Raw genomic sequence first — 26,323 nt, 5'->3', positions numbered from 1 at the left:
CGGGCACGCGGAGCCTCCCGGTCACCGGTGGCCTCCCGGGTGTTCAACGCATCCCGGACCGGTCCGGCGAGCGGGCGAGCGGGGGTCGATGTCGGTCTTCACGGTGGTCTTCTCCGTGGCGGTCTTCCTGCTCGCCGGGCTCCTGGTGGACGGCGGGGCCGCCATCAACGCCCGGCTGCGGGCCGCCGACATCGCCGAGCAGGCGGCCCGGGCCGCGGCCGACCGGATCGACGAGGAGACGCTGCGCGCCACCGGTCAGGTCCGGCTCATGGACGAGGGCGAGGTCTGCGCGGAGGCCGAGGAGATCGTCTCCGCCCACGCCACCGGCGACGTCCGGATCGCCGGGTGCTCCGTCGGCGCCGGGCAGGCGGAGGTCACCGTGGGGGTCACCGTCGCCTGGAAGGCGGTCTTCCTCGCCGCGCTCGGTTTTCCGGGCTCCGACATGAAGGCCGAGGCCACCGCGGGCCCGGACGCCGGGGACGACGCCTGATGGCCCGCCCCGCCCCACCCGGGCACCGCCCCGGCCCGCCGCGACCGGCGGGCCATACCGATCGGGGCGTACCGCCCGCCCGGCCGGCGGGACGGGGCGAACCTGGACGAGGAGGGGAACTGAGAGGGAGAGGCATGCCACCGCGACAGCCCGTGCGCATCAGGCCCAGGCGCACGCCGGGCGACGTGCTCGCCGGACTCGGCGCGCTGGTCCTGCTGGTCGCGCTCGTCGGCGGAGTCCCCTACGCCCTGCTGCGGCTGGCCGGGCCGCCCCTCCCTCCCGAACTGCTCGACCTGGACGTGCTGACCAGCCAGGTCGGCACCAGCACGATCATCGCGATCCTGGTGCTGCTGGTCTGGCTCGCCTGGCTGCAGCTGACCGTCTGTGTGATCGTCGAGGTCTACGCCGGGATACGCCGGGTCGGCATGCCGGCCCAGGTCCCGTTCTCCGGCGGCACCCAGGCGCTGGCCAACCGGCTGGTCTCGGCGGCGCTGCTGCTGTTCACCGTGTCGGCGGTGGTGGTGCCGATCGCCCGGCCCAGCGGCCCGCCGCCCCGTCCCCCGGTCGCCGCGGCCGCCGCGGACGCGCTGTCGGCCCTGTCGGCTCCGGTCTCCGAGGAGCAGCGGGCGCCGCTGGTGCCGGTCGCGAAGGCCAAGAAGGTGTACGTGGTGCAGCCGCCGCACGGCCGCCACCACGAGAGCCTGTGGGAGATCGCGGAGAAGTGCCTGGGCGACGGCCGCCGTTACCCGGAGGTCTACCGGCTCAACCAGCACAAGGAGCAGCCCGACGGCAGCCGCCTGCACATGGCCGACCTGATCAGGCCCGGCTGGGTGCTCGACATGCCGGACGACGCGAGGAACGTGCACATCGTCCCGGTCGACCAGTCGCGCGACGAGACCCTCAAGGACCATCCGTACAAGCCCGCCGAGCTCGACGGACGCACCCAGCACGTCACGCCCGGCACCCGGGACCTCCCGGCGGGGGAGGAGGCGGGGACCGGGAGGCACGCGGAGGTCTCCCCTCCCCAGGACACCTCGGTCCTGCCCGGCGACGGCTCCGGCGACCGCCGGACCGGCGAGGGGACCGTCACCACGCGGCCCGGCGACCCAGGCCGTACGGAACGGCCCGGCGACTCCGGCCGTGCGGAACGGCCCGCGCCCGCCGAGACCGGCCGCGGCACCGCGGAGCCGTCCCGGACCGGTGAGCACGCCAGCGGGCGGGAGCACGCGCCGGGTGACCCCGGTCGGGGGAGCGCCACGGAACGGCCGGTCCCCCCGGACTGGGCCGCCGAGCCCGAGACCGGGGCGCCGCTGCTCGACTACCTCGCCGGGGCCTCCCTGCTGGCGGCCGGGGTGCTGGCCGCACTCGGCGGCAGGCGCAGACGGCAGCTCTGGGAGCGGGCGTTCGGCCGCCGGGTCGTCCGGCCGCGCGACGACGCCGCCGAGGCCGAGGTCGCGCTCCGGATCGGGGCCGACGCGCCGGGCAGCCGGATGCTCGACCTCGGGCTGCGGCTCCTCGGCAGGTCGCTCGCCGAGCAGCGGCGCGTCCCGCCGACCGTCTACGCCGCGTACCTGTCCGCGCAGACCCTCGACCTGTGGATCCACCCTCCGCAGGAGGACGCCCCCGCCCCCTGGGTCTCCTGCGACGGGGGCCAGGTCTGGCGGCTGCCCGCCCAGGAGGGCCGGATGATCGACGAACGGTCCCTCGCCGACGCGCCCGCGCCGTACCCGGGACTGGTCTCGCTCGGCTCCAACGGCGAGGGCCGGGTGCTCGTGGACCTGGAGGCGGCCCACGGCCTGATCAGCCTGAAGGGGGAACGGACCACTTCGGCGCTCGCCGCGCTCGCCGTGGAGCTGGCCACCAACCGCTGGTCCGACCGGATGCGCGTCACGCTGGTCGGCTTCGGGGAGGAACTGGCCGTGATCGCCCCCGACCGGATCCGGTGCGCGGGCGCCCTCGCGGACGTCCTGCCCGAGCTGGAGGCCACCGCGAACGAGCGCGGCCACGGCGACGACGTGCTCACCGGCCGGATCCACGGCCGCGCCGCCGACCCGATCTGGCCTCCGCACTACGTGCTGTCCGCGGTCGCCCCCACCGCCGAGGAGGGCCGCCGCCTGGCGCTGCTGGCCAGGAAGGGCGTCCGGACGGCCGCCGGGTACGTCGTGGCGGGCGAGGTGCCGCACGCCACCTGGAACTGGGAGATCACCGAGGACGGCCGGGCGCTCGTCGACGCGCTCGGCTTCGACGTCACCGCCCAGCTCCTGCCCCGCCGCCACTACCGCTCCCTGGTGGAACTGTTCCGCACGGCCGAACGACTCGACGGCGAGCCGCTGCCCGACGAGCCGGAACCGCAGCCGGCCGCGGGGGCGCCCTCGGTCGAGGTGCGGATCCTCGGGCCGGCCGAGGTGCTCGGCCCGCCGCCGATGGAGGAGGGCCGCGCCGCCCTGGCCGTGGAGCTCGTCGTCTACCTCGCGACCCACCCGGGCGGCGTCCACCCGGTCGTGCTGGGCGGCATCCTGTGGCCGCGCGGCGTGCAGTCCGCGGTCCGGGACGCCACCATCGCCCGGGTCGTCGACTGGCTGGGCACCGACCGTTCCGGCCGGCCCAACCTCCACACCGACGACGCGGGCCGGCTCCGGCTGGGCCCGGAGGTGCGGACCGACTGGTCGCTCTTCCGCGCGTTCGCCCGCCGGGCGCAGGCCGACCCGACCATGCGCGCCGTACTGCTGGAGAAGGCCCTGGGCCTGGTGCGCGGCCCGCTGCTCGCCGACCGCCCGCGCGGCCGGTACGCCTGGCTGGCCGCCGACGACCTGGAGTACGACGTGACCGCCGCCGTCGCCGACGCCGCCCACCGGCTCTGTGAGGCACGGCTGGCCCGCGGCGAGGCCGACCGGGCCGTCGGCGCGGCGCGGGCCGGGCTGCTGCTCGCCCCCGACGACGAGGGGCTCTGGCGCGACCTGCTGAGGGCCACCCACCTCACCGGCGACTCCGCCAGGCTGCGGGCCGTGGCGGACGGCCTGCACCGGCGCTCCGCCCGGCCCGGCGGGGGCGGGATGGCGCCGGAGACCGAGGCGCTCATCGACGAGCTTCTGCCCTCGTGGCGGGTGCGCTCGGCGCCGTCGGCATGACCGCGCGGAAGCGGTACGGCGCCGCCGGGCGGGGAGCGCGGTGGCGTCCGGGAAGAGCCGGAGACGCGGAAGGACGAAGGACGGGGATGACCGGGGACGGAGGGAGGAGCGGAACCATGCTGATTCGTGCATACCGGTGGTTCCGTGCGGCGGGCGCTCCTAACGTGGCCGTCATGCGAGCGTTGGCCGCGCTGGCCCTGGCCGCGCCGGTGGGCTGCTCCTCGCCGCCCGCCCGGCCGTTCACCCCCGTCGATCTCCCGGCCGACCCGCCGGGCGCGTCGCGGAACGCGGCGGGGAGCCCCGCCCCGGAGGGCACGGACGGTCCCCGGCGCACCGACGGCGCCGTCTCCGGGCCGAAGGAGGAGACCATCGTGATCTCCCCCGAGGTGCGGGTGGTGGTCGAGTGGCCCGCGGTGTCCGACCCCGGCACCGCGGAGATGATCAACGCCTTCCGTGACTACCGCGCCGGGTCGTACAGCGCGGTCGTCACCCGGGGCGCCGACGCCGCCTACCTGAACGCGATGCGGGACGAAGGGGTCTGGCAGGGCCGCGAATGGGTGGGACGGTTCCTGGAGCACCACACGTCGCTGCGGGGCGTCTCCCGGATCTACGCGATGAACGTCGCCGCGGTCGACGGCCGCGGGGCGACCTTCAAGGCGTGCGTCGACGAGACCGGCATGCGGCTCCTGGACGCCGACACGGGGAAGGCGGTCCGCCGGCAGCCGTCCTGGACCAGGGGCCCGTTCCTGCAGACCGCCGGGATGCGCCGCGGCGACGACGGCGTCTGGCGGATCGTGCTGCTCCAGTACGAGGAACTGCCCGGCGAACCCGCGAAGGGGTGTCTTCGATGATCATAAATGTGACCGTCGCGGGCCTGCTCCTGCTCGCCCCCGGCCCGCAGCCGGACGGCGGCGGTGGCGGGGTCCGGACCAGCCAGAGCGGCAACACAAGCAGGATCGAGCTGTACAACTCCCAGATCCGCCTGTCCGGGTCCGGTCTGGGCGCCAAGAGCGACGGATACCAGGTCAAGCGCCACTGCTGGTACGAGCCGGGCAACAACGCCGAGGACGAGCTGAAGTTCCGCACGGACCGGCAGAACAGCGCGGAACGCACCTGGGGGGAGACCCCCGATGACGCCTACCTGGACAAGTACAAGGACAAGGAGGGCCAGGAGGGCCGCTGGTGGCACGTCGCGCACGACGGCACCGACGCCGGAGTCGCCTGTTTCGGCGGCATGGAGCCCGAGATCTGGGTGCCGCCGAACACGACCCCGCCCAACGGGATCACCATGCAGGAGCTCCTCGACATCGCCCGCGCCGCGCTGACCGTGCCCGAGCCGAAGATCAAGCTGAACCCCGACGTCAAGAGCTACGTCAACCTGCCGACCTGGGTCTGGCTCGACGACGCGGGCCAGACCACCAGGTCGGTGACGGCCACGATCCCGGGCTACATGAGCGCCACGGTGACCGCGAACCTGCACGACATGACGATCAAGTCCGGGACGACCGACGACCGGGCCAAGGTCATGACGGACTGCGGGCCGACCGGCAAGCCGTACACCAAGGGCGGGGAGTTCACCTGCGGCGTCCAGTACCTCCACGCCTCGGTCGACCAGCCGCGTCGCGTCTACGAGCTGACGGTGACCTCGGTGTGGGAGGTGACGGCCCAGGGGCAGGGCGGCGTCGCGCCCTTCGCCTACGACCCCATCCAGGTCGGCGCGACCCGCGACGTCGAGGTGGGCGAGGTGCAGAGCACCGTCACCGGGACCGACTGAGGGCCGGGGCACGTCGCCGGACCGGCCGGGATCGCGGAACGGGCACGGGCGGCGGGCCGTACCGCGTCCCGGCGAGTCCCGTCCCCGCCGGTCCGGGTGGTGCGGGTGGTGCGGGTGGTCAGCCGAGGGCCTTCTCGTGGGTGAGCAGCCACTGCTTGACCGGGGTGCCGTAGTAGTAGCCGCCGAAGCCCCCGGTGGACGGCAGGACGCGGTGGCACGGGACGAACGGCGCGATCAGGTTCCCCGCGCACGCCCCGCCGGCCGCCCGGGCGGCCGTCCTCGGCATGCCCGCCCGCTCGGCGAGCTCGGCGTAGCTGACCGTGGTCCCGGCCGGGACCTCCCGCAACGCGGTCAGCAGCCGCTGCCGTCCGGGCGACCCCGGCTGGGACACCTCGACGGTGTCGAGGGCCGTCAGGTCGCCGTCCAGATAGTCGCGTACGGCCCGCGCCGCGTGGCCCAGGTCGTCCACCCTGGTCAGGCCGTGAGCCCGCATCGCGGGTGAGAGCCTGGCGAACATCTCCTCCGGGTCGGCGGTGAAGCCGGCCGCGACGAGGGTCCCCCCGTGCGAGAGCAGCGACAGCGGCCCGGCCGGGGTGGGCAGGACCTGCGCCTCGATCGTCGTAGTGGTCATTCTGAACTCCAAAGGTGCAGCGCGGCGTAGGCCCGCCAGGGCCGCCACCGCTCGATGTGATCTTCGGGAATGCCCAGGCTCACCATGGCGCGCCGCAGCCCGAGGTCTCCGCGGGGCCAGGCGTCCGGGTCGCGCAGGGCACGCAGCGCGATGTAGCCGGCCGTCCACGGGCCGATCCCCGGCACCTCCAGCAGCCGGGCCACCGCCTCGGCCGGTTCCTGCGCGCCGTCCAGGTCGATCTCGCCGTCGGCGACCTTCGCGGCGAGCGCACGCAGCGTGGTCACCCGCCGCCCGGTCAGCCCGAGCCCGGCGAGGTCGGCCTCGGCGAGGTCGGCGGCGGTGGGGAACAGGAGGTTCGGGCCACCCCCGTCGGTGCCGCCCGCGCCGGTGCCGTTCGCCTCGCCCGCGCCGCCGCCGGCCGTACCGCCCGCGCCGGCCGTACCGCCCGCGCCGCCGAACTCGCCGCCGAACTCGCCGCCGGCCGTACGGCCGGCGCGCGCGGTGAGGCGGCCCAGGATGGTGCGGGCGCCCGCGACGGAGATCTGCTGGCCGATCACGGCGCGGACGGCGGCCTCGAAGCCGTCCCAGGCGCCGGGGACGCGCAACCCGGGCCGGGCGGCGACCAGCGGGGCGAGGGCGGTCGCGCCGAGGGCGCCGGAGATGGCCGCGGGATCGGCGTCGAGGTCGAGGAGGCGGCGGGCACGGGCGACGACGCGGGCCAGATGGCGGGTGTCGTCGAGGGTGACGTCCAGCCGGACGTGGTCGGGGAGCGGGGTGAGGGTGATCGTCCCCTGGGGCACCGCGCGGCTGTAGGAGGTCTCGTCGGCCCGTTCCAGCCCGGGGATCGCCCGCGCCGCCAGGAACCGCATCAGCGCCCCGGCCTCGTACGGCTCGCGCCGGTGCAGCCGGAGCGTCAGCGCGTTGCCGGAGGCGGCGCGGCCCGCGGTGGCCCGCAGCTCGCCGGGGGTGAAGCCGTAGGTCTCCTTCATGGTCGCGTTGAACTGCCGGACGCTGCCGAAGCCCGCGGCGAAGGCCACGTCGCTGATCGGCAGCCCGGTCTCGGTCAGGAGCTGCTTGGCCAGCAGCAGGCGCTTGGTCCTGACCACGGCCAGCGGCCCCACGCCGAGCTCGGCGGCGAACAGCCGGTGCAGGTGCCGCTCGGTGATGTGCAGCCGCCCGGCCAGCCGGGTGATCCCGCCGTCGTCGGCCGCCCCCTCGTCGATCAGGCGGAGCGCCCGGCCCACCAGGTCGCCGCGGTGGTCCCAGCCGGGGTCGCCGGGGCTGAGCTCCGGCCGGCAGCGCTTGCAGGGCCGGAACCCGGCGGCCTCGGCGGACGCCGCGTGCCGGTAGAAGCGGACGTTGCGCGAGGTCGGGGTGCGCGCCGGGCAGACCGGGCGGCAGTAGATGCGGGTCGTGGTGACCGCCGTGTAGAAGCGCCCGTCGAAGCGGGCGTCCCGGGCGGCCACCGCTCGGTAACAGGAGTCGAAGTCGAGCTCTGTCGTGGACACACCTGAAACGCTAGTCCCAGCGCAGACGGGATGGCTGGCGGGAATCGGACGCGACCGTGGACCGGGCCCGGGAGGCGGGCCCAGGAGGCGGGACCAGGCCGGAGCCGGGGCCGGCGGGGCCGGGATCGGCGGGGCCGGGTTCAGCGGGAGGAGACGCCGACTCCGATCTCGAACCCGCGATCGGCGGGGCCGGGTTCAGCGGGAGGAGACGCCCACCCCGATCTCGAACTCGCGGTAGACGCGGGCCCAGAAGCCGTCGCGGAGCCACACCCGGGCCTCGGGGTAGGGGCGCAGCGAGTGGCCGAGCTCCTTCTCCGCCTCGATCAGCAGCTCGGTGTCGATCACCGTGGGCAGCAGCGGGCCCGGCAGCAGGTCGCGGATGTTGTCGCGGCCGCGGGTGAGGATCCACTTCTGGGCCACGTGCTCGCCGACCTCCTCGACCCGCGGGCGGCTGGGCCCGAGTTTGGCGGCCTGGCCGGGGGAGACCTTCGGCTTGATCGAGGCGGGCGTCCGCCCGGCGAAGACCTGGGCGGGGGAGGGGGTGGCCGGGACGACCGGGACCGGGGCGGGGGCGCGGCTGAAGAAGGAGCGCAGGAAGTCGGCGCTGATGATCTCGACCGTGTCGGCCTCCCAGACCAGGCGCTCGGCCTGGTTGGTGCCGTACGGCGGCTCCACCCCCCACAGGTGGATCCGCACGCCGTACGCCTGGGCGGCCTCGACGGCGGGGACCATGTCCTCGTCCCCGGCGAGCAGGATCGTGTCGCTCACCGCGTGGTGGCGGGCCAGCGCCTCCAGGTCGCTGCGGATCTGCGCGTCCACGCCCTTCTGCTGCCCGCGCGCGTTGAGGTTGCCCAGGCGCACCTTGACCCACGGGAGCTGGGCGATGACGCGCTGGTCGACGGTCGGCACCCGGTCACGGGCGGCGTCGTACCAGTAGATCCGCAGCAGCTCGCCGTGGATGCGCGTCTCGGCGTGCTTCTGCAGCGCCTGGATCAGCTCGTCGGCCGCGACGCGGTATTCCTTGCGCTCCTTGGCGCCAAGCAACACCTCCCCCGCCGCGGCGTACAGGTATCCCACGTCGACCAGGACGGCGTACTTCGCGATGACGGGGTGCGAGGTGAGGTCCAGGATGGTCATGTCGTCCTCCAGGCCTCGGACTAGCTGATCGGCTGGCTATATGCGCCCATTTCTTAGATAGTCCCAACTCTCGTGCGGCTTGACACCCTGTTCCCGAGATCTATCGCGGTAATCCGCTCGATCGCCAGGCGCCTTGTCCGGTGGGGAGCGGCTTTCGCAGTCGGTAAGCAGGATCGCGCCAGTTTCCAGGCTTTCGTACGGTTTTACCCTCCGGTGCGGTCCGCGAGGTGATCGCGATCACCAGCGCCGCGACCTCCTCGGGTCCGGGCTCACCATGGACGATCTTCAGCTCGGTCACAGCGGAATGTTCCCATGCTTCTTCGGCGGAAGGGTGGCGCGCTTGTTGCGCAGGGCGCGCAGCGCGCGGACGATCTGCACGCGGGTGTCGGAGGGGCGGATCACGGCGTCGACGTACCCGCGTTCGGCCGCGAGGTAGGGATTGGCCAGTGTGTCCTCGTACTCGGTGACGAGCCGGGCGCGCTCGGCGTCGGGGTCGCCGGCCGCCATCAGCTCGCGCCGGTAGAGGATGTTGACCGCGCCCTGCGCGCCCATGACGGCGATCTGCGCGGTGGGCCAGGCCAGGTTGACGTCGGCGCCCAGGTGCTTGGAGCCCATGACGTCGTAGGCGCCGCCGTACGCCTTGCGGGTGATGACGGTGACGAGCGGGACGGTCGCCTCGGCGTAGGCGTAGAGCAGCTTGGCGCCGCGACGGATGATCCCGTTCCATTCCTGATCGGTTCCAGGAAGGAATCCGGGAACATCCACAAATGTCAGGACGGGAATGTTGAAAGCATCACAAGTACGGACGAATCTCGCGGCTTTCTCCGACGCCGCGATGTCCAGCGTGCCGGCGAAACTCATCGGCTGGTTGGCGACGATCCCCACCGGGTGCCCCTCGACGCGGCCGAAGCCCACCACGATGTTCGGCGCGAACCGCGCGTGCACCTCCAGGAACTCCCCGTCGTCCAGGACGTGCTCGATCACCGTGTGCATGTCGTAGGGCTGGTTCGCCGAGTCGGGGATCAGCGTGTCCAGCTCGCGGTCGGCGTCGGTGACCGACAGCACCGGCTCGGTCTCGAAGACCGGCGGCTCGTCCAGGTTGTTGGACGGCAGGTAGGAGAGCAGCGCCCGCGCGAACTCCAGGCAGTCCTCCTCGTCGGACGCCTCGTAGTGCGCCACGCCCGACCGGGAGTTGTGCGTGTGCGCGCCGCCCAGCTCCTCGAACGTCACCTCCTCGCCGGTGACGGTCTTGATGACGTCGGGGCCGGTGATGAACATGTGCGACTTCTCCGACACCATCAGCACGAAGTCGGTGAGCGCCGGGGAGTAGACCGCGCCGCCCGCGCACGGGCCCATGATCAGCGAGATCTGCGGGATCACGCCGGAGGCGTGGACGTTGCGCTTGAAGATCTCGGCGTACAGGCCGAGGGAGACCACGCCCTCCTGGATGCGGGCCCCGCCGGAGTCGTTGATGCCGACGACCGGGCAGCCGGTCTTCAGTGCGTGGTCCATGACCTTGACGATCTTCTCGCCGAAGACCTCGCCCAGCGAGCCGCCGAAGACCGTGAAGTCCTGGGCGAACACCGCCACCGGACGGCCGTCCACCGTGCCGTGGCCGGTCACCACACCGTCGCCGTACGGGCGCTCGCGCTCCAGGCCGAAGTTGCCCGACCGGTGCCGGGCCAGCTCGTCGAACTCCACGAAGCTGTCGTCGTCCAGGAAGGCGAGGACCCGCTCCCTGGCCGTCATCTTGCCCTTGGCGTGCTGCTTGGCCACCGCGCGCTCGGAACCGGCGTGCTTCGCCTCGTCCAGACGCCGCTCCAGGTCGGCGAGTTTGCCCGCCGTGGTGTGAATGTCGATTCCGGTGGCCACCGGCTCAGCGCTCATCGGTCCCTCACCCTTGTCGTCAACTCCCTGCGAGGGTAACCGTCCCGGGCCCCGTCGAACTATCGGGGGCGCTTGTTCGTTCAGTGCCTGGGATAACTTTCTTCAAAGGCTTGAAACGGCAGAGCAGGGGTCATGGCGGACATCGTCGAAGCGGTACGCACCAGGCAGCTCGTCAAGAGATTCGGCCAGCAGGTCGCGGTGGGAGGCGTCGATCTCATCGTGCCCAGGGGCGGCTTCGCCGGCCTGGTCGGACCGAACGGCGCGGGCAAGACCACCACCCTGAGCATGGTCACCGGCCTGCTGCGCCCGGACGGCGGAACCGCGCACATCGACGGCCTCGACGTCTGGCGCGAGCCGATCGCGGTGAAGAGCCGCATCGGCGTCCTGCCCGAGGGCCTGCGGCTGTTCGAGCGGCTGTCCGGCCGGGAACTGCTGGCCTACAACGGCCAGCTCCGCGGCATCCCCAAGGAGGAGGTCGAGCGGCGGTCGGCGGAGCTGCTGCGGGTCATGGACCTCGTCGACTCGGCCGACAAACTCGTCGTCGACTACTCCACCGGCATGCGCAAGAAGATCGGGCTCGCCGCGGCGCTCCTGCACAACCCCGCGGTGCTGTTCCTCGACGAGCCGTTCGAGGGTGTGGACCCGGTCAGCGCCAACACGCTGGTCGAGGTGCTCCGGCGCTACACCGCCTCCGGCTCGACCGTCGTCTTCTCCAGCCACGTCATGGAGCTGGTCGAGCGCCTGTGCGACTGGGTCTCGGTGATGAGCCGCGGGCAGATCGTCGCGCAGGGCCCGCTGGACGAGGTGCGGGCCGGGCGGAGCCTCAACGAGGCGTTCCTCGGCCTGGTCGGCGCCCACGGTCACGGTGGCGGGGAGGAGGGCCTGTCATGGCTGGGCGCGACCTCGGCGTGAACGGCGGCGTGAACGGCGGCGCGGACAGTGGCGTGAGCGGCATGAGCGGCGTGGGCACCGGGGCCACCGGCGCGGTGCGGGTGGGGCCCGGCGTCTTCGTCCGGCTCAAGCTCCGGCTGGTCGCCGGCGGCCTGCGCGGCAGCGGCACCCGCCTGGCCGGGTTCGTCTTCTCGGTGATCGCCGCGGTGGTCGTGGCCGGCTTCGGGTTCTTCCTCCTGGCCGCGCTCCGCGCGGCGCCCGCCGACGTCGCGCGGGACCTCACGACCGTGCTGTTCACCATGCAGCTGCTGGGCTGGGTGTTCGTGCCACTGCTGGCGTTCGGCCTGGACGACACCCTGGACCCGTCCCGGCTGGCGCTGTTCCCGCTGCGCACCGGGCAGCTCGCGACCGGCATGTTCGCCGCCTCGATCACCGGGGTCTGGCCGCTGGCCACGCTGGTGGCCGCGTTCGGCGCGGTCGTCGGCCTGGCTCCGGGGGCCGGCGGCGCCGTGGTGGGCGTCGTCGCGGTGCTGTTGCAGTTCGCCCTGTGCATCGTGCTCTCGCGGCTGGTCACCACGGCCCTGTCCGGCGTGCTGCGCACCCGCCGGGGCCGCGACGTGCTCGCCGTTTCCGCGATCTTCGTCGTCCTGGTGGCCCAGCTGCCCAACCTGCTGGTCAACGGCGGGCTGGCCGCCGACCCGCTCGCCATGCTGGGCGGCCTGGCGTCGGCGCTGCGCTGGACCCCGTCCGGGATGGCCGCGCACGCCGTCGCCGACGGCGGCCCGGCCGCCCTCGCCGAGCTGGCCGTACTCGCCATCCTGGTCCTCGTGATCGGCCGGCTGTGGATCGCCGCGCTCCGCCGGGCGCTGGTCACGGCGGACGCCTCCACCGAGGCGTCCGCCGTCCGCAGCTCGCGGGGCCTGCTGGCCCGCGTCCTGCCGGACGGCCCGCTCGCCGCGGTCGCGACCAAGGAGCTCAAGTACGCCCGCCGCGACCCGCGCGGCCGGGTCGGCTGGTTCGCCGCCATCGTGGTCACCGGCGTCCTGGCGTTCACCATGAACGGCGACGGCCGCGCTGCGCCGAGCCTCGCCGTCCTCGCGATCGCCCCCGGCTGCATCGGCGCGCTGATGATCGCCCTGCAGGCGGTCAACATCTTCGGCATCGACGGCCGCTCGCTGTGGATGAACTCCGTCGCCTACGGCTCGGCCCGTGACTGGCGGACCGACATCGCCGGGCGGCACCTCGCCGTCGCGACGATCGCGGTCCCGCTGCTGACCGTGCTGGCGGTCGTCGCGGCACTCCTCGCGGGCGAGCTCCCGTGGGCCGTCCCCGCCGCGCTCACCGCCTGGGGCGTCCTCGGCGCCGGGCTCGGCGTGGGGGCCCTGACCAGCGTGCTGATTCCGTACACCGTGCCGGAGCGGCTGAACGCCTTCACCGGCGCCGCGCCGGGGCAGGGCGGCGTCGCCTTCGCCGCCTCCTTCGGCGGGCTGATCGCCGGCGGCGTGCTGTCCCTGCCGATCGTGCTGCCGGTGCTGCTGGGGTCCCCCTGGTTCTGCGTCCTGGCGGTGCCGTACGGCCTGCTGGTCTCCTGGGGCGGGCGGCGGCTCGCCGGCGGGCTGGCCTTCGGCCGCTACCCGGAGATCCTGGCCGCCACCTCCCGGGCGAACTGACCGCCCGGCGCGTCCGGTTCCGCGCCCACCTCGGCGCGTGCCCGCTCCGGCCCCGCACCCGCCCGCCCGCCTCCCGCGCCGGGCGGGCGGCCCGCGCCGGATTCCGTCAGTGGTCTAGTCCAATAGGTGAGACCGCTCCTCACGGGAGATAACGGACTGGATACGCTGGCGAGCATGCCCGCCATCGCGAACGAACAGGCAGAACGCTCAGCGCAGGCCGCGCAGCAGGCAGAGCGTTCCTCCGCCGTCACCGAGATGCCCGAGGAGCTGCGCGCGGACGTGCGGCTCCTCGGAGAACTCCTGGGGCAGGTCATCGCCGAGTACGGCGGCGACGACCTGCTCGCCGACGTCGAACGCCTCCGCAAGGCCGTCATCGCGGCCCGCCGCGGGGAGATCTCCGGCGACGAGGTCACCGCCCTGGTCGCCGAATGGCCGATCGATCGGGCGGTGCAGATCGCCCGGGCGTTCACCTGTTACTTCCACCTGGTCAACCTCGCGGAGGAACACTTCCGCATCCGCACCCTCCGGGTCCGCGACACCGGGAAGGAGCCGCTGCCCGACTCCATCGCCCAGGCCGTGCAGGAACTCGGCGAGGAGAGGGTCGCCGAGCTGGTGGAGGGGTTGCGGCTGCACCCGGTGCTGACCGCCCACCCCACCGAGGCCCGCAGGCGCGCGGTGGTCACCGCGATCCAGCGGATCAGCGGCCGGCTCACCGACTACAACAGCCCCGGCCGGGGCGCCGCCGAGCGGGCCGAGACCCGGCGGCGGCTGCTGGAGGAGATCGACCTGCTGTGGCGGACGGCCCAGCTCAGGTCCACCAAGCTCAACCCGCTCGACGAGGTCCGCACGGCCATGGCCGCCTTCGACGAGACCCTGTTCCGGGCGGTCCCGATGGTCTACCGCTCGCTGGACGCCGCCCTCGGCGTGGACACCGGCGCCCGCGCGCCGAAGGCCCGCGCCTTCATCCGCTACGGGAGCTGGATCGGCGGCGACCGCGACGGCAACCCCAACGTCACCGCCAGGGTGACCAGGGACGCCATCCTCATCCAGGCCGAGCACGTGCTGATCGCCCTGGAGAACGCCGCCCAGCGGATCGGCCGGACCCTCACCCTGAACGCCGGCCAGACCCCGCCCTCGGCCGAGTTGCGCGCGGCGCTCGCCGCCGCCGAGGACCACCACCCCGAGCTGGTCTCGGAGATGGCCACCCGCTCGCCGCGGGAGCCGCACCGGCAGTGGCTGCTGTTCGTCGCCGCCCGCGTCGCCGCCACCCGGCAGCGCGGCCTCGACCTGGCCTACCGCTCCCCCGAGGAGCTGCTGGCCGACCTGAGGCTGGCCCAGGAGTCACTGGCCGGCGCCGGAGCCGCCCGGCAGGCGTACGGCGAGCTGCAGCACCTGATCTGGCAGGTGGAGACGTTCGGCTTCCACCTGGCCGAGCTGGAGGTGCGCCAGCACTCGCAGGTCCACGCCGAGGCGCTGGCCGAGATCGAGGCCGGGCGGACCTCCGAGCGGACCGAGGAGGTGCTGGCCACCATCCGGACCGTCGCCTGGATCCAGGAGCGGTTCGGCGTGACGGCCGCCTCCCGCTACGTCGTCTCCTTCACCCGCTCCGCCGACGACATCGCCGCCGTGTACGAGCTGGCCCGGCACGCGCTCGGCGACCGGGCGCCCACGCTCGACGTGATCCCGCTGTTCGAGTCCGGGGCCGACCTGGCGAACGCCCCGGCCGTGCTGACCGGCATGCTCGACATCCCCGCCGTCCGGGACCGCCTGGCCGCGGGCGAGCGCCGCCTGGAGGTCATGCTCGGCTACTCCGACTCCGCCAAGGAGCTCGGGCCCGCCGCGGCGACGCTGAAGCTGTACGAGGCCCAGGAGGCGCTGGCCGCCTGGGCCGTCGTGCACGACGTGCGGCTGACGCTGTTCCACGGCCGGGGCGGGGCCCTGGGCCGCGGCGGCGGACCGGCCAACCGCGCCGTGCTCGCCCAGGCGCCCGGCTCGGTCGGCGGCCGGTTCAAGGTCACCGAGCAGGGCGAGGTCATCTTCGCCCGCTACGGGCACGACGCCATCGCCCGCCGCCACATGGAGCAGGTCACCTCGGCGGTGCTGCTCGCCTCCACCCCGTCCGCCGAGGCCCGCACGGCCAAGGCCGCCGCGCGCTTCCGCGGGGTGGCCCGGCAGGTCGCCTCGGCCTCGGAGAAGGCGTACCGGGCGCTGACCGAGGCGCCCGGCTTCCCCGAGTGGTTCTCCCTGGTCAGCCCGCTGGAGGAGATCGGCTCGCTGCGGCTGGGCTCCCGCCCGGCGCGGCGCGGCCTCGGCGCGCCGCGCTCCCTGGACGACCTGCGGGCCATCCCGTGGGTGTTCGCCTGGGCGCAGACCCGGGTCAACCTGCCCGGCTGGTACGGCCTGGGCAGCGGCCTGGCCGCGGTGATCTCCGAGATCGGCCTGGACGAGCTGCGCGCCGCCTACCGCGAGTGGCCGCTGCTCGCCTCGCTGCTGGACAACGTGGAGATGTCGCTGGCCAAGACCGACCGTGACATCGCCGCCCGCTATCTCGCGCTGGGCGGCCGGGACGACTTCGTCCGGCAGGTCCTGGCCGAGTACGACCTCACCCGCCGCCTGGTCCTGGAGGTCACCGGCCACACCCGCCTGCTGGAGAACCGCCGGGTCCTCTCCCGCGCCGTCCAGCTCCGCGACCCGTACGTGGACGCGCTGTCGCACCTCCAGCTCCGTGCCCTGTCGCGGCTCCGCGCCGACCACGAGGTGTCGGAGGAGGAGCGCGAGAGGCTGTCCACCCTGCTGCTGCTGTCGGTCAACGGCGTCGCCGCCGGCCTGCAGAACACCGGCTGATCCGCCCGGCCCCGGAGCGGATCCTCACGGTGTGGCGATCCGCTCCGGGGCCGAGTAGACGTTGAACCGCTCGTCGCGCAGGAAGCCCACCAGCGTCATCCCGAACTCCCTGGCCAGATCGACGGCCAGGGAGGAGGGCGCCGAGACCGAGCAGACGACCGGGATCCCGGCGCTGAGGGCCTTCTGCATGATCTCGTAGCTGCTGCGCCCGCTGACCAGCAGAACGCTGTCGCGCAGCGGCAGCCGCTCGGTCATCAGCGCCCAGCCGACCAGTTTGTCGACGGCGTTGTGCCGCCCCACGTCCTCGCGGACCGCCACCAGGTCGCCGGCGGCGGTGAACAGGCCGGCCGCGTGCAGGCCCCCCGTCTTGCCGAACACGCTCTGGGCCGCGCGCAGCCGGTCCGGCAGGCCGTACAGGACCTTCGGGGCGACCTGTACGCCGGTGCCCGCGGGCAGCGGCGCGCACCGGTCATGCAGGACCTCCAGGCCGGCGGAGCCGCAGACGCCGCAGGCGCTCGACGTCATGAAGTGCCGGTCGAGGGCGGGCAGCTCGGGCAGCCTGCCCTGGCGCAGCCGTACGGTGACGGTGTTGTAGCGGGCCTCCTGCGGCAGGTCCTCGTCGGTGCAGTAGGCGATCGAGGACAGGTCGCCGGGGGTGATGATCCCCTCCCCGTACAGGAACCCGGCGGCCAGCTCGAAGTCGTGGCCGGGGGTGCGCATGGTGATCGCGACGGTGCGGTGGGCGCCCCCGGGGGCGCCCGTGGACGTGGAGGCGGACCCGTCGGCCGCCCGGGGCCGCGGGGTGGCCGAGCCGACGTGGCGGGAGGCGCTCAGCCGGATCTCCAGCGGCTCCTCGGTGGCCAGGTCGTCTCGCCGCTCCCTGGCGGTGTCGCCGGACACCGCGAGGACGCGGGCCCGGGTGCTCGGCCCCGGCCGAGGCAGATCGGCGCGACTTGTGCTCATGTCTCTCATCTTCCCCGCCCCCGCGGAGCGGCGCCGGCAACCGGTGGAGTCTCTGACTTCCCCGCCGCGCCCACGGTATTCCCCGGCATTCCCCGGTATTCCCCGGCGTCGTTCCCGGTCGTCGCCACGGTCCGGTCACGGGCGGCCGGGGGGAGGGGGATGATGGACGGGTGCCCGACTCGCCCTTCACCGACCTCGACCGGCCGCCGCTCTCCGAGGCGGCGCTCAACCGCGCCCTGGTACGGCCCGGCGGCCTGTGGTCCGGCGTCACCGTCGTCGAGCGGACCGGCTCCACCAACGCCGACCTCGCGCAGGCCGCCCGCGACGGCGCCCGGCAGGGGACCGTGCTGATCGCCGAGGTCCAGTTCGCCGGCCGCGGCAGGCTGGGCCGGGCCTGGACGGCGCCGCCACGCTCCGGCCTGGCGCTCTCGGTGCTGCTGCGCCCCGACCCGCCCGTCGCCCGGCACGGCTGGCTGCCGCTGCTCGTCGGCCTGGCCGCGGCGTCGGCGGTGCGCCGGATCGCCGAGGTGGACGCCCGTCTGAAGTGGCCCAACGACCTGCTGATCGGCGAGCGCAAGCTCGCCGGGGTGCTCGCCGAGCGCATCGACGGCGCCGTGGTGGTGGGCATCGGGCTCAACGTGAGCGCCCGCCCCGAGGAGCTGCCCGTGGAGACCGCGACCTCCCTCGCCGTCGAGGGCGCCGCGTGCGTCGACCGCGACCCGCTCGTCCGCGCGGTGCTGCGGGAGATCGAGGCCCACTACCGCGACTGGTCCAAGGCCCAGGGCGACGCCGACGCCTGCGGGCTGCGGGCCGCCTACCTCGCGGCCTGCACGACCGTCGGCCGCGAGGTCCGGGTGGAGCTGCCGGGGGAGCGGGTGCTCGCCGGGCGGGCCACCGGCGTCGACGCCTCCGGGCACCTGCTGGTGGAGTCGGGGGGCGAGGAGCACGTGCTGAGCGCCGGCGACGTGGTGCACGTCCGCCCGCGCGCCTCCTGAGGGACCTCGGGGAGTTCCCGGGGGCTCAGGGAGCATCCCGGCGGGGGTCTTCGAGCCGGGGGACGCGTCCGGGTCCGGTCGAGGTCCGTGTCATCCCGCCGGGGAACGGCGCGAAGTCCGTGGGCGTGTCCGGGTCCGGCCGAGGCCCGTCCTCGCGCCTCCTGACGGCCGGAGGCCGGACGTGCCACGATTTGCCCATGGGTCTCCCGGATCACCACCTCACGGAGGGCGAGCAGCGCATCCGCTCGTTCCACCCCCACTGGCGGCAGCTCGTCGTGCCGTTCCTGGCGCTGGTCGTCATCGTCGTCGCCTCCGGCGCCGCGATGTTCTACATCCCCGACTTCGAGTACGCCGGCTACGCCCGGATCGCGGTCGCGGTGATCTCCGTCGGCCTGCTGGCCGTCTGGTCGTTCGTGCCGTACCTGAGGTGGAAGAACACCTCCTACCTGATCACCTCGCACCGCCTGTCCATCGGCACCGGCGTGCTGAGCAAGTCGCACGACGACATTCCGATGACCAAGGTCAACACGGTCAGCGCGGAGCAGACGCTGGTGGAGCGGATCCTCGGCTCCGGCACGCTCCACGTCGAGTCGGCCGGCGAGCAGGGCCGGATCGAGCTGCGCGACATCCCCCACCTCCAGGAGGTGCGGGCCGAGCTGTTCCGGGCGATCGACGAGGCCGACGAGCCCGACGAGGACGACGAGGACGGCGGCGCGGGCGGGGCGGGCGGCCCGGAGGCGAAGGGCGACCTGGACGGGACGGGCCGCCGGAGGCGGTAGGGGCCTCTGGGGGCCGTCGTACGGGCCGGGGACCGCGCGGGACCGCCGTACGGACCGGGACCGCCGTACGGGCCGGGACCGCAGTGCGGGCCGGAGGCCGCGCGGGACCGCAGTGCGGGCCGGAGGCCGCGCGGGACCGCCGTACGGCCGGGGGCCGCGCGGCGGGCACGACCGCGTGGCGTAACCTCCTGGGCGGGGAGGCGAGAAGGGGGCGAGGGGAAGTGACCGGACGTCCGACGGCCGAGCAGATCGAGAGCGTCTTCGCCGGAGACCGGCCCCGCTACACCCGTATCCAGGTGGCCGAGCTGGCCGGGGTGCCGCAGAGCCTCACCGAGCGCATCTGGCGGGCCCTGGGGTTCGCCACGCTGCCCGACGACGCGGTGGCCTTCACCGACGCCGACGTGGAAGCCCTCCGCCGGGTCAGGACGATGATGGACGACGGGTCCATGGACGACGAGACCACCGTCCGGATGGCCAGGGCGCTCGGCCAGACGACGGCCAGGCTCGCCCAGTGGCAGGCCGACATCCTGATCGGCGCCATGCTCGACCCGGGGCGGACGCCCACCGACGACGACCTCGCCGCGGTCCTCGACACCTCGCGCCGCATGCTGCCGGACCTGGAGCGGATGCTGGTGCACGTGTGGCGCGCCCAGCTCGCCGCCGCCGGGACCCGCCTGCTGGCCGTCGCCGACATGGCCGAGGAGATCGCGCCGGCCCGGCGGACCCTCGCGGTGGGCTTCGCCGACCTGGTCTCCTTCACCCGCCTGTCCCGCTCGCTGGACGAACGGGCCCTGGCCGGGCTGGTCGAGGGGTTCGAGTCCCGCGCCTCCGACATCGTCGCCGCGAACGGCGGTCGCCTGGTCAAGACGCTCGGCGACGAGGTTCTGTTCACCGCCGTCGACCCGCGCCGGGCCGCCGCGATCGCGCTGGAGCTCGCCGAGACGACGGACCGGGACGGCCCCGGCGTGCGGATCGGCCTGGCCCACGGCCCGGTGCTGCCGGTCATGGGCGACGTCTTCGGGACCACCGTGAACCTGGCGGCCCGGCTGACCGTCATCGCCCGTCCCGGCACGATCCTCGCGGACGAGGGGATGGCCGCCGCCGTCGAGGGCGCGCCGGGCGTGGAGGTGGTCCGCATGCGCCGCCGGCCGATCCGCGGCCTCGGCATGATCCAGCCGTACGTGCTGCGGGGGAGCTAGCCCGTACGTGCCGCGGGGAGGCCGGCCGTGCGTGCCGCGCGGGAGCCGGGCCGTCCGGGCGAGGCCACGGTCCGTGCGGGGGCGTGCACGTTTCGCGGGGACTGATAAGGATTGAGACGTGGGCGTCCCGTGAGGACCACTTCGTGGGCGCCGACCGACCGGTACGAGCTCGAAGATCTGAGGTGCATGACATGCCGTACACCGTTCAAGGCGTGGTCGCGCGGGCGAAGGGTGAACCCGTCTCGCTGGAGACGATCCACGTCCCCGACCCCGGCCCCGGCGAGGCGGTGGTGAACGTCCAGGCGTGCGGCGTCTGCCACACCGACCTCCACTACCGCGAGGGCGGGATCAACGACGAGTTCCCGTTCCTGCTCGGCCACGAGGCCGCCGGGGTGGTCGAGGCCGTCGGCGAGGGCGTCACCGAGGTGGCTCCCGGCGACTACGTGATCCTCAACTGGCGGGCGGTCTGCGGCGAGTGCCGCGCCTGCCGGCGGGGCCGCCCGTGGTACTGCTTCAACACCCACAACGCCACCCAGAGGATGACGCTGGAGGACGGCACGCCCCTCACCCCGGCCCTCGGCATCGGCGCGTTCATCGAGAAGACCCTGGTCGCGGCGGGCCAGTGCACCAAGGTGGACCGGCAGGCGCCCGCGACCGCGGCCGGCCTGCTGGGTTGCGGCGTGATGGCGGGCATCGGCGCCGCGATCAACACCGGCGCGGTGACCCGCGGCGACAGCGTGGCCGTCATCGGCTGCGGCGGCGTGGGCGACGCCGCCGTCCACGGCGCCCGGCTGGCCGGCGCGACGAAGATCATCGCGGTGGACGTCGACGACCGCAAGCTCGGCTGGGCGAAGGAGTTCGGCGCCACCCACACGATCAACTCCCGCGACGCCGACCCGGTGGAGGCCATCCGCGAGCTCACCGGCGGCAACGGCGCCGACGTGGTGATCGAGGCGGTCGGCCGCCCGGAGACCTACAGGCAGGCGTTCTACGCCCGCGACCTGGCCGGGACCGTCGTGCTGGTCGGCGTGCCCACCCCGGAGATGACGGTCGAGCTGCCGCTGCTGGACGTCTTCGGGCGCGGCGGCGCGCTGAAGTCGTCGTGGTACGGCGACTGCCTGCCCAGCCGCGACTTCCCCATGCTCATCGACCTCTACCTCCAGGGCCGGCTCGACCTCGACCGGTTCGTCTCCGAGACGATCGGCCTCGGCGACGTCGAGGAGGCGTTCGCCAAGATGCACCGCGGCGAGGTCCTGCGCTCGGTGGTGGTCCTGTGACCGCCGCCGGAGAGGGCACGGCGATCGGCAGGGTCGTCACCTCGGGGACGTTCTCGCTGGACGGCGGCACCTGGGAGGTCGACAACAACGTCTGGCTGGTCGGCTCGGGCGACGAGGTCGTCGTGATCGACGCGGCGCACGACGCCGAGGCCATCGCCGCGGCGGTCGGCGACCGCACGGTCCGGGCGATCGTCTGCACCCACGGGCACGACGACCACGTCGGCGCCGCCCCGGCCCTCGCCGCGCGGACCGGCGCCCCGGTCATGCTCCACCCGGCCGACCAGGTCCTGTGGGACATGGTCCACCCCGGCACGCCGTACACGCCGCTGGCGGACGGGCAGGTGATCTCGGCGGGCGGGGTCGAGCTGACCGTCATGCACACGCCGGGCCACGCGCCCGGCGCGGTCTGCCTGTACGCCCCCGCGCTCGGGACGGTCTTCACCGGCGACACGCTGTTCCGGGGCGGACCGGGCGCGACGGGCCGGTCGTTCTCGTCGTTCGAGACGATCGTCGAGTCGATCCGCGGGCGGCTGCTGACGCTGCCGCCGGAGACGGTCGTGCGCACCGGGCACGGCGACTCCACCACGATCGGCGAGGAGGCCCCGCACCTGGAGGAGTGGCTGGCCCGGGGGCACTGAGCCCGCCCGGCCCGCCCGGCCCGCGGCGCGTCGGACGCCGCGGGCCTTTTCGTGTTGATCGCCGGGACGCGCCCGTCGAATCCCTTACAGGGGGATTTACGGGTTCTGTTATCCGGGTCATTGGGAAGACTGCCCTTTCGAGGTTCTTCCGATGCGGGAGCCGTACCACGCGACCGCGGGGCGTTGCGGCGTGACTATCCGGGATTTATCAGTGTTTGCCCAGGTCAATGGATAGGTCAATGACGAGTCAAACCGCGCGCTGTACCGGGGAAACGATCCTCTAAGGTCCTACGATCGCGTTATGACCTGTGTACTTCTCGCCGAGGATGACACCTCGATCTCCGAACCGCTCGCGCGTGCGCTGCGCCGCGAGGGTTACCAAGTCGAGGTGAGCCCCGACGGCCCGCAGGCCCTGGAGCGGGCGCTGTCGGGTGGCATCGACTTGATAGTTCTTGACCTCGGCCTGCCCGAGATGGACGGCCTCGAAGTCGCCAGGCGCATTCGCGCGGAGGGGCACGGCACGCCCGTGCTCATCCTCACGGCCCGCGTCGACGAGGTCGACACCGTCGTCGGCCTCGACGCCGGAGCCGACGACTACGTCACCAAACCCTTCCGCCTCGCCGAGCTCCTCGCCCGGGTGCGCGCCCTGCTGCGGCGCGGCACGTCCGAGACGCCCGTCGTGCAGGGCGTCCGCATCGACGCCGACTCCCGTCGCGCGTGGATGGGCGACAAGGAGCTCCACCTCACGACCAAGGAGTTCGACCTGCTCCGGGTCCTCGTCCGGGACGCCGGAAAGGTGGTCACCCGCGAGCAGATCATGCGCGAGGTGTGGGACACCAACTGGTGGGGCTCCACCAAGACCCTGGACATGCACATATCGTGGCTGCGCCGCAAGCTCGGCGACGACGCCGCCAAGCCGCGGTACATCACGACCGTCCGGGGGGTCGGCTTCCGCTTCGAGCGAGAGTAGGGGATGCGCCGCCGGCTCCTCTCCTCCACCCTGCTCGTCGCGGTCATCGCGGTGCTGCTGCTCGGCATCCCGCTCGGCGTGGCCGTGAACCGGCTGATCGAGGAAGAGGCGACCCAGGGTCTCGTCTCGCAGGCCAAGAGCCTGCTGAACGAGGTCGAGTACGCCCGGCTGCAGGACCAGCCCATCGATCCCGTGCAGCTGGCGCGCAAGTATCCCGACCGGTACATCCAGATCTACGTCAAGGGCACGCCGCCGCAGGTGACGACGGTGGGAACCGAGCCCTCGGACAGTCGCAAGATGACCGAGGACGCCCAGTCGGAGAACGGGGTGTACGTCGCGGTCACCCGGGACCGCACCGCGGTGGCGCGGGAGGTCCGGGCGTGGCTGCTGCTCATCCTCGGGCTGGCCACGGCCGCGCTCGCGGTGGCGGTCGGGCTCGCCATCGTGCAGTCGCGCCGCCTGACGCTTCCGCTCAGCGACCTGGCGATGATCGCTGAGCGGCTCGGCTCGGGGGACGCCCGGCCGAGCAAGCACCGCTACGGGATCCAGGAGCTCGACCGGGTGGCCGAGGTGCTCGACCGCAGCGCCACCCGCATCTCCGACCTGCTGGCCAGGGAACGCGAGTTCGCCACCGACGCCTCCCACCAGCTCCGCACCCCGCTCACCGGCCTGACCATGCGGCTGGAGGAGATCGTCGCCGCCGCGCACGACCCGTCGGTCGTCAAGGAGGAGGGTGAGGCCGCGATCGTGCAGGCCGAGCGGCTCACCGCCGTGATCGACGAGCTGCTCGCCGCGGCCCGGCGTCAGCGGCACGCCCAGGCCGAGGCCGTCAAGCTCGACCGGATACTGGAGCAGCAGCTCACCGAGTGGGGTCCGGCGTTCCGCCGGATGGGGCGGGACATCCGGCTGGAGGGCACGCGCGGCCTGCGCCCCCTGGCCACCAGCGGCGGCATCAGCCAGGTGATCTCCACGCTGCTGGAGAACTCGCTGCGGCACGGCGACGGCACGGTGACGGTGACCACCAGCGAGAAGGACACCTCCGTCGTGGTCGAGGTGGCCGACGAGGGGGAGGGCATCGCCGACGACCTCGCCGGCCGGGTGTTCGAGCGGAACGTCAGCGGCAAGGGCGGCACCGGCCTGGGGCTGACCCTGGCCCGCGCGCTGGCCGCCGCCGACGGCGGCCGCCTGGAGCTCGTACGGCCCCGCCCCGCGGTGTTCGCGCTGTTCCTGCGCAAGGCCGAGACGCCGAGGAACCGGGTGGTCAGCGGGCCCGCGTGAGGCCGGGAACGGCCGGCGCGGGACGGATTCCGGGCGTGCGGGGCCGGCTCCGGGCGGATGAGGCGGACGAGGCGGACGCCGGGCGCGGGGAGACGGGCGTCAGCGGGCCCGCGTGATGTCGTCGGGCAGTTCCTTCGGCACCTCTTCGGTGGCCGCCAGGAAGACCCACTTCTTGTAGGACCAGAAGCGGAACAGCGTGCCCAGGCCGATGCCGACGAGGTTGGCGAGGTTCATGCTCAGCGGGTCGGTCAGCTTCAGGGTGTAGTGGGTGAAGCCGAGGCAGAGCAGGCCGATCAGCAGGGCGACGGCGTTGAGCAGGAAGAACAGGAAGTACTCCCGGGCCAGGCCGCTCTGCTCGTGGTGGCGGTAGGTCCAGTAGCGGTTGCCGAAGTAGGCGAAGGTGGTCGCCACGACCGTGGAGGCCACCTTGGAGGTCAGCGGGCCCTGGTGCAGGCCGTACTGGACGAGGTTGAAGCCGCCGGTGTCGATGAGGAAGGCGATCCCCCCGATGGTCCCGAACTTCGCCAGTTCTTTCGCCAGGTCGGCGAACCGCAGGTAGGCGCGTCGTAGAAACTCCACGTCTTTGCCTGGTCCTTTCGGTCGGCTGAGGACCCGCCGCTCGGGGACCCCGGACACTTGCGCTGTCAGGGTACCGGGATACCTGCCCGTTCCGCGTCCCGGTGGATCGGTGGGGGCGTCAGTGGTCGGTTAACACATTCCACGAAATAGCGGGATAAGTCGGATAAATCAGTCAAAATCACGTTACTCCGATCGAGGGCCGCCGGACATACATGATCATCTTTTTCCATGGCCGGCACGGGCGGAACCGGTCCGGGGACGTCGCGTGGCAGGCCGCCCGGACGGCCTCGGCGGCCGGGTCCCGCCCCGGAACCGGACCCCGCGCCGGGCGTCCGGGGCTCGCGTCCGGGCCGGGCCCCGCGCGCCCGGCGTCAGGGGTCCGGACCCGGGCCGGGCCCCGCGCTCCGGGGCTCGCGGCGGTCGGCCGTACCGGGCCGGTAAACTCGACCGACGTGAGCAGCCCTTCCTCCGCACGTTCCCTCGGTCCCGTCGTCGGCATGATCGGGGCCGGTCAGCTGGCCCGGATGACCCAGCAGGCGGCGATCGCCCTCGGAGTGGAGCTGCGGGTGCTGGCCGGCAGCCCCGGCGAGAGCGCCGCCCGGGTGATCTCCGACGTACGCCTGGGCGACTACCGCGAGCTGGCCGACCTGCGCGACTTCGCCAAGGGGTGCGACGCCGTCACCTTCGACCACGAGCACGTCCCCACCGAGCACGTCCGCGCGCTGGCCGCCGACGGCCTCGCCGTGCACCCCGGCGCCGACGCGCTGGTGCACGCCCAGGACAAGGCCGTGATGCGCGAGCGGCTGACCGCGATCGGCGCCCCCTGCCCGCCCTGGCGGCGGATCGAGACCGCCGCCGACGTCGAGGCGTTCGGCGCCGAGCACGGCTGGCCGGTCGTGCTGAAGGCGGTCCGCGGCGGCTACGACGGCCGCGGCGTCTGGGTCTGCCGGTCCGCCGAGGAGGCCGCCGAGGTGCTGGCCTCCGGGGTGCCGCTGATGGCGGAGGCGTTCGTGTCGTTCGAGCGCGAGCTGGCCGTCCTCGTCGCCCGGTCCCCGCACGGCCAGGGCGTCAGCTATCCGGTGGTGGAGACCGTCCAGCGCGACGGCATCTGCGTGGAGGTGCTCGCCCCCGCGCCGGGCCTCGACCCCGAACAGGCCGCGGTGGCCCAGCGGATCGCCCTGAACATCGCCCACGAGCTGGGCGTGACCGGGCTGCTGGCCGTCGAGATGTTCGCCACCCCCTCCGGGCTCGTGGTGAACGAGCTGGCCATGCGCCCGCACAACAGCGGCCACTGGACCATCGACGGCGCCCGCACCTCCCAGTTCGAGCAGCACCTGCGCGCCGTGCTCGACCTTCCCCTCGGCTCGCCCTCGATGGCGGCCCCCGTCGTGGTGATGGCCAACCTCCTGGGCGGCGACGACCCGGACGTCTTCTCCCGCTACGAGCACGTGATGGCCCACGATCCGGGGATCAAGGTCCACTTCTACGGCAAAGAGGTACGGCCCGGCCGAAAGATCGGCCACGTCACGGCCCTCGGCACCGACCTCGACGAGGTCCGGGCCCGGGCCAGGCACGCCGCCGTCTACCTCTCCGAGGGCGTCTACACCTGAGCGTCCACGGCACCGAGAGCCCCACGGCGCGGTCCGCGAGACGGCGAGACCGTTGAAGCCACGAGACCACGAGAA

At 73.6% G+C, this 26,323-nt stretch carries 22 protein-coding genes; 15 read left to right on the top strand and 7 right to left on the bottom strand.

Features of this window, described 5'->3' with window-relative positions; translation table 11 throughout:
- Nucleotides 1-88: 88 nt before the first annotated feature.
- The 4 genes from IEZ10_RS12395 (at nt 89) to IEZ10_RS12380 (ending at nt 5,392) form a co-directional block, all read left to right on the top strand.
- Nucleotides 89-490: a pilus assembly protein TadG-related protein gene (locus IEZ10_RS12395; RefSeq protein WP_189246651.1), complete on the top strand. Its 402-nt coding sequence runs from the start codon at nt 89-91 to the stop codon at nt 488-490.
- A gap of 134 nt (nt 491-624) precedes the next feature.
- Entirely contained in the window at nt 625-3,618 is a 2,994-nt protein-coding gene (locus IEZ10_RS12390; RefSeq protein WP_189246650.1) for a BTAD domain-containing putative transcriptional regulator, read from the top strand.
- A gap of 173 nt (nt 3,619-3,791) precedes the next feature.
- The gene (locus IEZ10_RS12385) at nt 3,792-4,469 is read left to right on the top strand and encodes a hypothetical protein (RefSeq protein ID WP_189246649.1); all 678 of its coding nucleotides are present in this window, start codon (nt 3,792-3,794) and stop codon (nt 4,467-4,469) included.
- Nucleotides 4,466-5,392 carry a hypothetical protein gene (locus IEZ10_RS12380; RefSeq protein ID WP_229811199.1) on the top strand — a complete coding sequence of 309 codons (927 nt, stop codon included), beginning with the start codon at nt 4,466-4,468 and terminating at the stop codon, nt 5,390-5,392. The genes IEZ10_RS12385 and IEZ10_RS12380 overlap by 4 nt, the downstream gene beginning before the upstream one ends.
- Nucleotides 5,393-5,510: 118 nt before the next feature.
- Here the strand turns inward: IEZ10_RS12380 and IEZ10_RS12375 are convergent, their stop codons facing one another.
- The 5 genes from IEZ10_RS12375 to IEZ10_RS12355 form a co-directional block, all read right to left on the bottom strand.
- Nucleotides 5,511-6,023 carry a methylated-DNA--[protein]-cysteine S-methyltransferase gene (locus IEZ10_RS12375; protein WP_189246647.1) on the bottom strand — a complete coding sequence of 171 codons (513 nt, stop codon included), beginning with the start codon at nt 6,021-6,023 and terminating at the stop codon, nt 5,511-5,513.
- Nucleotides 6,020-7,531 (bottom strand): DNA-3-methyladenine glycosylase 2 family protein, encoded by a 1,512-nt coding sequence (locus IEZ10_RS12370; protein WP_189246646.1) that lies wholly within the window; start codon nt 7,529-7,531, stop codon nt 6,020-6,022. The genes IEZ10_RS12375 and IEZ10_RS12370 overlap by 4 nt, the downstream gene beginning before the upstream one ends.
- A 195-nt stretch (nt 7,532-7,726) precedes the next feature.
- The gene (locus IEZ10_RS12365; protein ID WP_189246645.1) at nt 7,727-8,668 is read right to left on the bottom strand and encodes an NYN domain-containing protein; all 942 of its coding nucleotides are present in this window, start codon (nt 8,666-8,668) and stop codon (nt 7,727-7,729) included.
- 100 nt (nt 8,669-8,768) lie between these two features.
- Nucleotides 8,769-8,966, bottom strand: a complete 198-nt coding sequence (locus IEZ10_RS12360) for an acyl-CoA carboxylase subunit epsilon (protein ID WP_179819495.1) — start codon at nt 8,964-8,966, stop codon at nt 8,769-8,771.
- Complete coding sequence (locus IEZ10_RS12355) at nt 8,963-10,555, bottom strand: acyl-CoA carboxylase subunit beta (RefSeq protein ID WP_189246644.1); 1,593 nt, start codon at nt 10,553-10,555, stop codon at nt 8,963-8,965. Before IEZ10_RS12355 ends, IEZ10_RS12360 begins: the two co-directional genes overlap by 4 nt.
- Nucleotides 10,556-10,687: 132 nt before the next feature.
- Here IEZ10_RS12355 and IEZ10_RS12350 point away from each other — a divergent pair, with 132 nt between their 5' ends.
- From IEZ10_RS12350 to IEZ10_RS12340, 3 genes are all read left to right on the top strand, one after another.
- Nucleotides 10,688-11,467 (top strand): ABC transporter ATP-binding protein, encoded by a 780-nt coding sequence (locus IEZ10_RS12350; RefSeq protein WP_189246643.1) that lies wholly within the window; start codon nt 10,688-10,690, stop codon nt 11,465-11,467.
- Nucleotides 11,443-13,116, top strand: a complete 1,674-nt coding sequence (locus tag IEZ10_RS12345; protein WP_229811198.1) for a hypothetical protein — start codon at nt 11,443-11,445, stop codon at nt 13,114-13,116. Before IEZ10_RS12350 ends, IEZ10_RS12345 begins: the two co-directional genes overlap by 25 nt.
- A 174-nt stretch (nt 13,117-13,290) precedes the next feature.
- The gene (locus IEZ10_RS12340) at nt 13,291-15,960 is read left to right on the top strand and encodes a phosphoenolpyruvate carboxylase (RefSeq protein ID WP_189246642.1); all 2,670 of its coding nucleotides are present in this window, start codon (nt 13,291-13,293) and stop codon (nt 15,958-15,960) included.
- A gap of 24 nt (nt 15,961-15,984) precedes the next feature.
- Here IEZ10_RS12340 and fdhD read toward each other — a convergent pair whose 3' ends face one another.
- Nucleotides 15,985-16,923, bottom strand: coding sequence for a formate dehydrogenase accessory sulfurtransferase FdhD (gene fdhD / locus IEZ10_RS12335; protein WP_189246641.1), 939 nt, complete (start codon nt 16,921-16,923; stop codon nt 15,985-15,987).
- A 170-nt stretch (nt 16,924-17,093) separates the two neighbouring features.
- Here fdhD and IEZ10_RS12330 point away from each other — a divergent pair, with 170 nt between their 5' ends.
- The 7 genes from IEZ10_RS12330 (at nt 17,094) to IEZ10_RS12300 (ending at nt 24,059) form a co-directional block, all read left to right on the top strand.
- Nucleotides 17,094-17,918 carry a biotin--[acetyl-CoA-carboxylase] ligase gene (locus tag IEZ10_RS12330; protein ID WP_189246640.1) on the top strand — a complete coding sequence of 275 codons (825 nt, stop codon included), beginning with the start codon at nt 17,094-17,096 and terminating at the stop codon, nt 17,916-17,918.
- 197 nt (nt 17,919-18,115) lie between these two features.
- The gene (locus tag IEZ10_RS12325) at nt 18,116-18,697 is read left to right on the top strand and encodes a PH domain-containing protein (RefSeq protein WP_189246639.1); all 582 of its coding nucleotides are present in this window, start codon (nt 18,116-18,118) and stop codon (nt 18,695-18,697) included.
- Between the two features lie 221 nt (nt 18,698-18,918).
- Nucleotides 18,919-19,896 (top strand): adenylate/guanylate cyclase domain-containing protein, encoded by a 978-nt coding sequence (locus IEZ10_RS12320; protein WP_189246638.1) that lies wholly within the window; start codon nt 18,919-18,921, stop codon nt 19,894-19,896.
- A gap of 191 nt (nt 19,897-20,087) precedes the next feature.
- Nucleotides 20,088-21,173, top strand: a complete 1,086-nt coding sequence (locus tag IEZ10_RS12315; protein WP_189246637.1) for an S-(hydroxymethyl)mycothiol dehydrogenase — start codon at nt 20,088-20,090, stop codon at nt 21,171-21,173.
- Entirely contained in the window at nt 21,170-21,811 is a 642-nt protein-coding gene (locus tag IEZ10_RS12310) for an MBL fold metallo-hydrolase (RefSeq protein WP_229811197.1), read from the top strand. Before IEZ10_RS12315 ends, IEZ10_RS12310 begins: the two co-directional genes overlap by 4 nt.
- Nucleotides 21,812-22,112: 301 nt before the next feature.
- Nucleotides 22,113-22,781: a response regulator transcription factor gene (locus IEZ10_RS12305; protein WP_012888073.1), complete on the top strand. Its 669-nt coding sequence runs from the start codon at nt 22,113-22,115 to the stop codon at nt 22,779-22,781.
- Between the two features lie 3 nt (nt 22,782-22,784).
- Nucleotides 22,785-24,059, top strand: coding sequence for an ATP-binding protein (locus IEZ10_RS12300; RefSeq protein ID WP_189246636.1), 1,275 nt, complete (start codon nt 22,785-22,787; stop codon nt 24,057-24,059).
- A 99-nt stretch (nt 24,060-24,158) separates the two neighbouring features.
- On the opposite strand, the gene IEZ10_RS12295 is transcribed toward IEZ10_RS12300, so the two are convergent.
- Nucleotides 24,159-24,638 carry a GtrA family protein gene (locus IEZ10_RS12295; RefSeq protein WP_189246635.1) on the bottom strand — a complete coding sequence of 160 codons (480 nt, stop codon included), beginning with the start codon at nt 24,636-24,638 and terminating at the stop codon, nt 24,159-24,161.
- 452 nt (nt 24,639-25,090) lie between these two features.
- Here IEZ10_RS12295 and IEZ10_RS12290 point away from each other — a divergent pair, with 452 nt between their 5' ends.
- The gene (locus tag IEZ10_RS12290) at nt 25,091-26,248 is read left to right on the top strand and encodes a 5-(carboxyamino)imidazole ribonucleotide synthase (RefSeq protein ID WP_268246302.1); all 1,158 of its coding nucleotides are present in this window, start codon (nt 25,091-25,093) and stop codon (nt 26,246-26,248) included.
- Nucleotides 26,249-26,323: the final 75 nt, after the last annotated feature.

Origin of the sequence: Streptosporangium pseudovulgare (assembly GCF_014648055.1) — a bacterium.
In the GTDB taxonomy this organism is placed as follows: Bacteria; Actinomycetota; Actinomycetes; order Streptosporangiales; family Streptosporangiaceae; genus Streptosporangium; species Streptosporangium pseudovulgare.
Note: the sequence above shows the minus strand (reverse complement) of the source record. Positions and strands in the feature narration are given on the sequence as shown.